Source organism: Lactobacillus sp. W8174 (assembly GCF_016100975.1).
GTDB lineage: Bacteria > Bacillota > Bacilli > Lactobacillales > Lactobacillaceae > Lactobacillus > Lactobacillus juensis.
In genome coordinates this window covers 509,101-519,965 of sequence record NZ_JACFRN010000001.1, presented here as the reverse complement: position 1 = coordinate 519,965, position 10,865 = coordinate 509,101, and the positions used below count along the sequence as shown (strand labels likewise).

At 35.7% G+C, this 10,865-nt stretch carries 6 protein-coding genes; 3 read left to right on the top strand and 3 right to left on the bottom strand.

Features of this window, described 5'->3' with window-relative positions; translation table 11 throughout:
• Positions 1-357: 357 nt before the first annotated feature.
• On the top strand, positions 358-4,875 hold the full coding sequence (locus H3U49_RS02595; protein WP_198179400.1) for an SLAP domain-containing protein: 4,518 nt from the start codon (positions 358-360) through the stop codon (positions 4,873-4,875).
• A 77-nt stretch (positions 4,876-4,952) separates the two neighbouring features.
• Here H3U49_RS02595 and H3U49_RS02590 read toward each other — a convergent pair whose 3' ends face one another.
• From H3U49_RS02590 to rpsD, 3 genes are all read right to left on the bottom strand, one after another.
• Positions 4,953-6,254: a replication-associated recombination protein A gene (locus tag H3U49_RS02590; RefSeq protein WP_198179398.1), complete on the bottom strand. Its 1,302-nt coding sequence runs from the start codon at positions 6,252-6,254 to the stop codon at positions 4,953-4,955.
• Positions 6,255-6,722 carry a YueI family protein gene (locus tag H3U49_RS02585; RefSeq protein WP_198179396.1) on the bottom strand — a complete coding sequence of 156 codons (468 nt, stop codon included), beginning with the start codon at positions 6,720-6,722 and terminating at the stop codon, positions 6,255-6,257.
• Positions 6,723-6,793: 71 nt separating this feature from the next.
• The gene (gene rpsD, locus H3U49_RS02580) at positions 6,794-7,405 is read right to left on the bottom strand and encodes a 30S ribosomal protein S4 (protein ID WP_109586202.1); all 612 of its coding nucleotides are present in this window, start codon (positions 7,403-7,405) and stop codon (positions 6,794-6,796) included.
• Between the two features lie 421 nt (positions 7,406-7,826).
• Here rpsD and ezrA point away from each other — a divergent pair, with 421 nt between their 5' ends.
• Together ezrA and H3U49_RS02570 are read left to right on the top strand one after the other, a co-directional pair.
• Positions 7,827-9,545 (top strand): septation ring formation regulator EzrA, encoded by a 1,719-nt coding sequence (ezrA, locus tag H3U49_RS02575; protein WP_198179394.1) that lies wholly within the window; start codon positions 7,827-7,829, stop codon positions 9,543-9,545.
• A gap of 159 nt (positions 9,546-9,704) precedes the next feature.
• Entirely contained in the window at positions 9,705-10,862 is a 1,158-nt protein-coding gene (locus tag H3U49_RS02570) for a cysteine desulfurase family protein (RefSeq protein ID WP_198179392.1), read from the top strand.
• Positions 10,863-10,865: the final 3 nt, after the last annotated feature.

The following is a 10,865-nucleotide window of genomic DNA, read 5'->3' as shown; positions in this document are numbered from 1 at the left end:
TAACGCCTTAAAACTACAACCCACTATTTCAGCTGGTTTTTTTAACACTAAAAAATCAGCTGAAAAAATTTAAAAATAAAAATTAAATATATCTATATATTAATATAATTTATAACAAAATTTTGTATAAATATATTTATTAAAAACCAAATTTTCATGTTTATACGATTATTAAAACTGCTGTCTTTAATTTAAATTTTGATATAAAAGATAAAATAAATATAACAGATGTAGTACTACTTATATTAAAATAATTATTTTTTATAATATAATACTAAAAAAATATGTATTATATTTACAACAAATAACGGTTGTTATACAATATGGATGTGCTTAAATAACAAGAAAGGACTAATAATGCTAAGTAAAAATAACTATAATGAGAAATTAAGAAAAAGGGAATTGCAAGCAAAGCAGGATCATTTTTCAATTCGCAAATTAACAGTTGGAGTGGCTTCTGTTTTATTGGGATTCACTTTTTTCGGAGCTGGTAGTCAAACAGTTAAAGCTGATACTGAATCAACTGCACAGCAGGCCGATGATAAAATAGAATCAGTTTCAGATAAACGTCATGTCAATGATAATGTTATCAAACTTGGTTCTAGTAAAAATACTGGGACTTATGGTGACAAGAAAGATGCCGCAAGCACTTCTACTGTCCAAAAGTTTGCATCTGATAATACTGTTTCAGGTGTTCAAACAGACGTTGCTAAAAAAGCTGATACTGATCAGGATGCAAAAAATAGTCTTACTAAAGAACACTTAAAAAAAGATGAATCCGATCAAAGTGATATTGAATCAATACGAAATAATAGAAAATTTGATATAACATCTACAGTTCAAACTGTACAAATTAGAGTAAATAATGCATATAGTTCTTCCTCAAAAGATCAAGACGACTTGAACACTAAAAATGATTATTTGGCTCAGATTGATAAAATTGATAATGAAGCTTTAGCTAAACTCAATGCAGGTAAAAGTGTTGAAGAAATAAATTCAACAGCAGAAACTGCTATAAGGGACCTTTTAAATATTGCATCGGCTACAGAACTACATTTTGCCCAAAAGAAAGCTACTAATGCTATTACAAGTAAAGCAAACGTTGACGAACAAGCTAAATTAGCAGCAAGTAAAGCTAATAGTCATGCCAATATAAATTCTGCAGCTAATGCTGCAAAAAATCAGATAAATGATGCTTATAGCAAACTTAATACGATTAATAGGACTGAAACTGGAAAAAAATGGGCAGCTGCTATTGATGACATTGAGGCAACTGCAACAGATGCGAATGATCAAATTGATAAAGCTGATGACGCCAATTCCATAACAAATATAGTGGGAACGGCTGTGGATAAGTTTTTTAAAACAGTAGACAAAGCGAAAATTGCTTTTGCCACTGCACTTGCCAAGGACCTAGTTGGAGAAGGAGCAGATAAAGTTAGTGGTAGCTTACCAAGTCAAGCTGACAAAGACTTGGTTAATGAAATTTTAAGCCAAGCTGATACAGATTTTGCCACTGCTGACTCCCTTCAAAAAGTATTTGAAATAACGCGTAAAGCAATAAAAGATATTGATGCTGTCAAATCAGATGCATTAAATAAGCTTAATCAATATAAATTAGCTGCTAGTAAAAAGTTAGGTGACGTACAGTTCTGTGATAATAAAGATATTGATGATTTACCAAATATTAGTGCTGAAAATAAGAGTGCTCTAAAAGATAAAGTTAACTTGTATTATCAGACTGCTATCAGTAATATAGAAAATGCTGTCGATTTTGCCCAAGTTGATAAAGAAGAAAATGCTGGTCATTTCAATATGGATAGGGTAGTAGTGGATGCTCAAAATCTGAATAAAAAAATTGCGTCAGACCAAAATAAACTTGATGATTATGCACAAAAAGCAACTGAAAATATCAATAATTCTAATTTATCAGAAGATGATAAAGAGAAAGCAAAAAATGCAATCAGTCAGGCTCGTGATGATGCCAAAAATATAGTTGAACAGCAACCTACTGTTGAGAGGGTGGATGCGGCTAAAAAAGCCGGAGAAGCTGCTATTGATGCGATTGAGCAAGCAGCTTATTTAACTGATCTTGAAAGGGCTAAACTTATTGAGAAAATAAGAGTTGAAAATGCAGCCGAAAATGCCAAGAATAAAGTTGGAGATGAATTTAATCACTTGGACACTAATGGCCTAGATAAAGAAAAAGACAAACTTGAAACTGCATTAGAAACTATTGAAAAAGTTAAAAATGATGCTGAAACAGCAATTTCAAGTGCTACAGATAAAAATGCTGTAAGCACTATATCTAAAACCGGAATTGATAAGATTAATGGTGTAGCAGATGATACTTCACTAGAATTTGCCAAGGAGGCAGCAAAAGAAATTATTCAACAAATAAGTGATATTGTCAAACAGAATTTAAAGGACCCGAAAGATCGGAATGCTGTTGATGAGGTTATTAAGGAGACAACCGTTGACTGGGCTAAAACCATTCACGATGTGACCAAGATTCAGGAATATATTATCGACGAAATTAAGCAAATTAAAAATGCAGCTGACAATAAAGAAAATAATGACTTGTCTAATGCTAAAAGCAGTGGCAGAGATACAATTGAAGTAGATGCAGCTGCCGCGCTTGATCGTGTCAAAAAAGCTTATGAAAAATTAACCGAAGCTGAAAGAACTGCTAAAAAAGATGAGTACGATGCTGCTATTAAAGCTATCAATGATGCCAGGATTGCTGCAGAAGATAAAATTGATAATGCTACAAATGTAGATGCTATTAATGCTGCAGTAAGTAACGCAAAACAAGATTTCAATACAATTGCTACTAATGCCGAGGTCTCTTTTGCAAAAATAGCAGGTAAAGATAAGATTCACGATGCTGCTGTAGAGGCAAATAAAGTCTTAAGTCCTAAGGGACAAGCTGCCGTTACAGATATTGTAACTCAAGCTAATAGTGATATTGAAGACGCAGAAACTGTTGCAAAAATTGAAAAAATTACTGAAAATGCAATTAACAAGATAAAAGCAATTCAGGATAGTGAAAAGACAGACTTAGAAAATGCTATTAAGTATGCAAATGATGAGTTTGAGAAAAAATACAAAGAAGCTGTTGCCAGACTGAAGAAGGAATTCAGTGATAGCGCTACGACCACCGAAGTTGATAAGGCATTTAACTCTAATAAGGACATCACTGGTAAATCGGTTGAAGAGGTTAACGCAAAAGAAATAGCAGCCGAAAGGGAATTAGCTAAAGGCGAGGTTCGTGATACCGGTACAAACGCAAAAACACGAGTTGATAGTCTAAAACATAAGGATGGTACTGATTATACCGATAATGAAAAGAAGGCTTTAAAGAATCAAATTGAAAAAGATGTACTTGAAGCAAACGGATCTAAAAATCAGTCGGGTACATTAGATAAACCTTCGGATACAGAAGGTATAGATACTATCCGTAATGATGCCGTCAACAAGATTATCAGTGAATCGATTGCTGATAGTCAAGAAGGTGAAAATGTTCTGCAGCATGATCCGGATGTTTTGCTTGAACGTCTTGCTAAAGCTCATAAGTCTGCAATTGACAAGTTACAAAAATTTGGTTCAAATGTTAATCATGATCAGACCGATAAGAATTATGAAGAAGCCAAAAAGGATCTTAATTCTAATCCAACAGATTTAGCAACTGAACTCGCTGGTGAAAAATTAATTGCTAACGGAGCTTTATCTGATGCAAAGACAGCTGCTGACAATATTGTAGACAGTAATACTGATTACAGTTCCACTGTTAAGGATAAGATAAAGCAGCAAATTCAAAAAGATTTTGATGAAGCATATAATCGCATAAAAGAAAGTCCAGCAGTAAGCGAACTCATTACCCAAAAGCGTAATGATGGTATAGATCAACTATATCGTGATGCAACTGATACAAATGTGAATGTTACCAACATTATTAATTCGGGTGGCGGTAGCAATCAGATCACGAATATAACTAATACTAATCCTGATAACAATCAAAACAACCAGACTCCTAATACGCTAGAAAACGGCAAGGAAACAGCTAAGACAGTAAGAGTTGTTCTAAACCACAATGCCTATCTGTATGATAATAGCGCTCATCGTGCCAATGGAGTTATCTTAGGGATTGGTTCGATACTTGAAACGATTGGTACTGAGACAATCAATAATAGACAATATTATGTTTTAGTAGACCAGGGAGCAAACGGTAAGAAATACTATGTTGCGGCTGGCAATGTCAAAGGTACCGCTAAACAATTACATCATAATGCTTACATTTATAATCAATACGGCAAACGTGTCGGAAAATATGGTAAGCTTAAAGCCGGTAAGGCAGTTAGGACTTATGGCAGCTCTGTTATGATTCGAGGCAAGAAATACTATATTGTTGCCAAAAATCGTTTCGTCAAGGCAGCAAACTTCACAAGTCATAAGGCAAAAACAACTGTAAAGAAAGCAAAAGAAGATGCTGCAGCTGATCAATCTCAAGTAATTATCAACAAAAAGGTAATGCACAATGCCTATCTTTATGATGAAAATGGTGTTCGGGCAAACGGCTTGGTAATAAATGCTGGTTCCACGGTTGATGTTTCGACCCAAAAAGTTATAAATAAGAGAGCATATTATGCACTAGAAAATGGCTTGTATATAGCTGCAGGAAATATCGATGCCAAGAAACTGAAATTGAAGCATAATGCCTATGTATACAGTAAATATGGTAATCGTCTAGGTAAGAAAGTACTGAAGAAGAATAAGTCTGTAAATACTTACGGAACACCAGTCAGGATTAAAGGTAAAAAGTATTATACTGTTACTACCAGTAAATTTATAAAGAAAGCAAATGTTAAAGGATAGTTAATTCCCTAACTAAAAAAGAATGCCACAATTGTTTGAGATAACAATTGCGGCATTTTTTTATAGAAAAAATTATATTATTTTAAACCATTTTTTTGCATTTCATGCAAAGTTTCGTATTGTTTTTTTAATCCTTTTTCAATTTTAGAATTACCTTTAGGTTGAAAATATTTTTTCCCAACCAGTTTATCTGGTAGATACTGTTGTGGTACCCAATCGCTTGCAAAAGAGTGAGGGTAAATATAACCTTTGCCATGACCTAATTTTGTGGCACCAGAGTAATGAGTATCTTTTAAGTCTGCTGGTATTGCGCCATAATCTTTATTTTTTACATCTTGCAAGGCTGAATCAATGGCACTAATAGCACTATTGCTCTTTGGCGATAATGCCAATTCTATTACTGCATTAGCTAAGGGGATGCGGGCTTCTGGAAATCCCAGATTCTTTGCTGCTTGAATGGCAATTTGTGTGTGTTGCACGGCAGCAGGGTTTGCCAGACCGATATCTTCATAGGCAATTACACTTAATCGTCGGCAGATTGCGACTAAATCTCCTGATTCAATTAATCTGGCCAAATAATGCAAAGCTGCATCCGTATCAGAACCACGAATTGACTTTTGAAAAGCAGATACTAAATCGTAATGACCGTCACCTTTGGCGTCAAAGTTTTGACTGCGTAACTGAATCGAATTAGCCATCTCGTCCTGACTAATAGTTATTTCATCTTTATCACTTTTACCAGCAGCAATCATTTCCTGCTTGGTTGAGCGCACTGCTAGTTCCAGTCCATTTAATGTGGCGCGTAAATCACCGTTGCCTTTTTGCACCAATAATTCTTTGGCATCATTAGTTAATTTTACATGGTATTTCCCCAAACCATTTTTATCATCAATAAGCGCACGGTCAATTGCCTTATTTACGTCTTCTTTTGCCAGTGGTTTTAGTTCAAAAATCTGACAGCGAGAACGAATAGCGGGGGAGATAGCAATATAGGGGTTTTCAGTTGTCGCTCCTATCAAAATAATTTGTCCTGATTCTAAAAGTGGCAGGAGAAAATCCTGTTTCATTTTATCTAACCGATGAATTTCGTCTAGTAACAGTATGACAGTTCCACTTAATTTTCCTTCAGCTGCTACTTGTTCTAACTGCTTTTTGCTATCAGTGGCAGCGTTAAGCTGGCGAAAGGCATATTTAGTGGAGCCGGCAATAGCACTGGCAATACTTGTTTTGCCGATTCCAGGGGGGCCATAAAGAATCATAGAAGATAGCATTTTGGCTTCGACCATTCTCCGAATAATTTTTCCGGGACCAATTAAATGTTGTTGACCAACAACTTCATTCAAATTTTGCGGTCTCATTCTATAAGCTAATGGCTTCATTTAATTGTCTCCGTGGAAAAGCCGGTGCCAAAAGCCAGCCTTTTTTTGATTTGGATCAGCAAGCTGGGCTTTAGGCATTTCTGGTGGATAAACTTGACTTATTTCAATGCGCATTTTATTAATGGCACTGGAAGCTACCACTAAAATTGCTGAATCATCAGGCCCCGTTTTAGCTGTCTCGTTATTAACAATGGTAAAAGAAGTTTCGTATTTGCTACAATAAGTTTCTACCTGATTAACAAAATTATCATGTAAATTACCGTTTATCAGGATATTGTAACCGGCATAGTCCTTGAAATGTTGTAAAAAAAGGTTGGTTAATTTGGGATCCTGCACTTCAGCATTAGTCATTCTAACCAAAACTCGTTCTCGCAGAGACCCTAAAAATCTTCTGCGTTCATCCGGTTTTGTCTGTGGCGTAATGCCTTGTGCAGCATTTGAGACTCTGGTATTTAAATCTTCAGTCATTGATGAGATTTCCTTTCGGGTAGCAAAAACCCCTCTCCAAGTAGGAAAGGGGTTTTGTGAAAATGTAGAAATTAAAGTAACTTGTTGTAGTATTCAACAACTAGAGCTTCGTTAATTTCTGGTTCCATTTCATCACGTTCTGGAAGACGAACAAGTGAACCTTCTACTTTGTTATCATCGAATGAAACAAAGGATGGACGGGATACAACTGCTTCCAGTGCATCCTTAACTTGTTGCAAGTTCTTTGACTTTTCCTTGAGGCCAATGGTTTCACCAACCTTGACTTCGTATGAAGGAATATCAACACGCTTGCCGTTAACAGTAATGTGACCGTGGTTAACCAACTGTCTTGCTTGTTCTCTTGTAGTAGCAAAACCTAAACGGTAAACGATGCTGTCTAAACGGCATTCAAGCAAAGCCATGAAGTTAGTACCGTGTTCACCTTCACGAATCTTACCAGCACGTTTGAACAAAGTTCTAAATTGACGCTCGTTTAAACCATACATCCAACGTAACTTTTGCTTTTCGTGCAATTGCTCGCCGTATTCTGATAAACGACCACGTGAATTAGGACCGTGTTGACCAGGAGCGTAGTTACGACGGCTAAGCTCCTTGCCAGTACCTGAAAGTGAGATTCCTAATCTTCTGGAACGTTTCCAACTTGGACCTGTATATCTTGACATAAAATCCTCCAATAAAATCTGATAACAGTTTTTGGAGTAAAATAATTACGTATAAGCTTAACATTCGTGTATCTTAATTTTCATTTTCGCCTATTGCAGCGTCGGTTACTCGTTCACTAAAACGTATTAAGATGTTGACGTTCTTGCCACTTATAGCTGCAAATATTTTACACGTTCTATATTATAGTTGTATTGACTTATTAAAGCAAGGAAAACATTGATTGCTTTAATTATTATAGGAAGAAAAAGAAAATTTGGTTTATAAAGACATATAAAAGTCAATATTTGTTTAAAAGTAAAATAGCATTTATCAATACTACATATCAATTCTTATAAAATAATGAAATGAACTAGTTCGAAAAACTCTTGCCCACAATAATGTAGAAGTTTGGTATAATTGGAGTAGTTTTGGAGGAAAAATATGTCACCGACTCAATCCATAGTTGTAATCATTGCAATTTTAATCATTATTATAATTATAGCACTTATGATCATAGTCAATCGACGCCAATTAAGGCAGATTCTTGAATTGGACGATTTGATTACTAAAATTGATAAAATGCATTTAGAAACAGATATTATTAATCTGGATAAAATGGATTTAGCTGGTGAGAGTCTGACCACACTGACTACTTGGCGTAAAAGCTATGAGCAGGCATCAACTAAAAAAATTCCTGCTGTACAGAATTTTCTTGAACAAGCTGCTGACCAAACCTCACACTATCAGCTATTCAAAGCCCACCAAAATATCAAACAGGCTCAGAAAATCATGGGTTCAACCTATAAAGACGCTAAAAACACAAAGGAAGTTTTTACTGAATTGCTTGAATCCAACCGTGAAAACCAAAGACAGTATAATGACTTATTCAGTCAGTTTAAAGAATTGCGTAAGGGTGTTTTGGCCAATTCGTACGAATATGGCACTGCACTTGATAAAATTGAAACTGATTTGACTAATATGGAAACTGACTTTTCTGAAGCTAAGAGTCTGACTGCTCAAGGAGACCAGGTTGAAGCAAAACGCATTTTGTCAAAGATTAAAGTAGCTTTGACGAATATCAGTTCAGTTTTACCTGAAGTTAGAAATGGGCGTCACCAAATTGATACTGTTTTTAAAGACCAACTGGATGAACTTTCTAATAGTTATAAAAAGATGATGTCTTCAAAATATTATATAACTCAAGTTGACGTTTTAGCCGAGATTAAAAAAATTCGCGGTCAAGTGGCCGATGCAGGCAAATTATTGACGGAATTAAAAGTATCTGATTTGAACACAGAAATCGCAAAAATTAAAAAAGAGATTGCTACTCTTTACGATACTTTGGCTAATGAATATAAGGCAAGACCTTTTGTAGAAGAAAATCAGGACAAAATCCAAAGACTGCTTGCTCATGAACAGGTTGAGTCCAAAAACTTGGTGGCTAAATTGCGTCATATTGATGAGAGTTACGAGCTTACGCATAATGAGCTTGCTACCAGTAGGCAACTAGAGCAGGAAGTCAACGACATGGAGCGGCAATATACAGTTGACACGCAGAATGTTGCTGATGGCAAGGGCGTTTATTCACAAATTAAAGCATCATGGCTAAGTATGCTCGACCGTCTACGTGAAATTAGCAACCAGCAAAAGACAATGTCGCAAGACGTCGATGGTCTTTATGATTCAGAAAATGTCGCTAATGATTCAATCAATCGGTTTAAACAAGAAGTGTCTTTAGTTTACCGGCGGTTAGAACGTAAAAATTTGCCGGGTAATCCAGATGCTTTTGTTCAAATGTATACGTTAGTTGTTAATGAAATCGGCCATGTAACAAAAGAATTGGGTCAAGTTCGTCTGAATATGGAAAAAATTTCTCAGGAATTAATCCAAATTTCTGATGACGTTGAAAGATTAAAAAGAGAAGCAGATGATATCATTAATTCTGCAGATTTAGTTCAACTAACCTTGCAGTATTCAAACAAATATTCTGACAATGGTTCAATACAAAATGCTCAGAAAAAAGCAATGGATCTTTATGAGCAAGATTATAATTATAAGGATGCTCTTGATACCATTGCAACTGCTATTGAAAAAGTGGAACCGGGTTCGTATCAGCGTTTAGAAAATTTATATTATTCTGATAAGAAAAACAATGAATAAATACTGCTAACTTTTTGTTGAAAGATTTCAGCTTTAAAATTTGTAAATGATTTTAAGGCTTTTTTATTGCTAATGAATAAATAATTGAAGCTGAGTTTATTTTAAGTTACAATTTATAAGTTAATAGCTGACCTTGTAGTGTATTGGAGGAGAAATTCCGTGATTTACTTTGATAACAGCGCCACGACCAAAATTGATCCTGCTGTTTTAGCGACTTATGATAAAGTAGCACAAACTATTTGGGGTAATCCATCTAGTTTACATAAACTGGGAGACCGTGCTTATCAACTTTTGGAAAGCTCGCGTAAACAGATTGCTAATCTTTTGGGAACAAAGCAGGATGAAATTTTCTTTACTTCCGGCGGTACAGAATCAAACAATTGGGCTATAAAAGGCACAGCATTTCAAAAACGGCAATTTGGCAAGCATCTCATTACATCGAGTGTTGAACACGCTTCTGTGGCTAATGCATTTAATGCGCTGGAATACATCGGCTTTCGCGTAACTCACTTGCCAGTTGATAAAGAAGGGCGTGTCAATGTCAATGATTTGCGCAACGCTCTTGATTCTGACACCACATTAGTTTCAATAATGGGTGTCAATAATGAGATTGGTTCAATTCAGCCGATTGATGAAATCAGTGATCTATTGTCTAACTATCCAACTGTAAGTTTTCACGTTGATAATGTCCAGGCACTGGGTAAAAATATTTGGTCACGAGTTTTTACTCCTCGAGTTGATTTCTCCAGCCTTTCCGCCCATAAATTTCACGCACCACGAGGTACCGGTGTTCTTTATAAAAAAGAGGGCAAAATGCTGGATCCTTTGCATGATGGTGGTGGACAGGAAAAAGGTCTTAGATCTGGCACAGAAAATTTGCCAGCGATAGCAGGAATGGCTAAGGCTGTACGTTTACTTTTAGAAAATGAGCAGGAAAAGGCTGCAAGAGAGGCTGCTATTAAAGAAAAAATAGTAAATTATTTGCAGGGCAAGCCTGGCATTACTATATTTTCTCCTGTCAATGACAATTTTGCGCCCCATATTTTATGTTTTGCACTTGAAGGTATCAGGGGAGAAACTTTAGTTCACACACTTGAAGAATATGACATCTACACTTCCACTACTTCGGCCTGTTCTTCAACTAAAGTTGATCAAGCCAGCACGTTAGTAGCAATGCATGTTGATGATAAAATTGCCACCAGTGCAATTCGTCTCAGTTTTGATGAATCCAATACTCTTGCGGAAGCCGATGAGTTTATCAAAGTTTTTGACAAAATTTACCGTCACTTTGCCCCAATTAATCATTTAGGAGAATAGATT

What these genes read in the sequence shown, in the direction of transcription:
- H3U49_RS02590 (WP_198179398.1), bottom strand. Translation starts at nt 6,254, where the DNA reads ATGAAGCCATTAGCTTATAGAATGAGACCGCAAAATTTGAATGAAGTT.
- rpsD (WP_109586202.1), bottom strand. Translation starts at nt 7,405, where the DNA reads ATGTCAAGATATACAGGTCCAAGTTGGAAACGTTCCAGAAGATTAGGA.
- H3U49_RS02585 (WP_198179396.1), bottom strand. Translation starts at nt 6,722, where the DNA reads ATGACTGAAGATTTAAATACCAGAGTCTCAAATGCTGCACAAGGCATT.
- H3U49_RS02595 (WP_198179400.1), top strand. Translation starts at nt 358, where the DNA reads ATGCTAAGTAAAAATAACTATAATGAGAAATTAAGAAAAAGGGAATTG.
- ezrA (WP_198179394.1), top strand. Translation starts at nt 7,827, where the DNA reads ATGTCACCGACTCAATCCATAGTTGTAATCATTGCAATTTTAATCATT.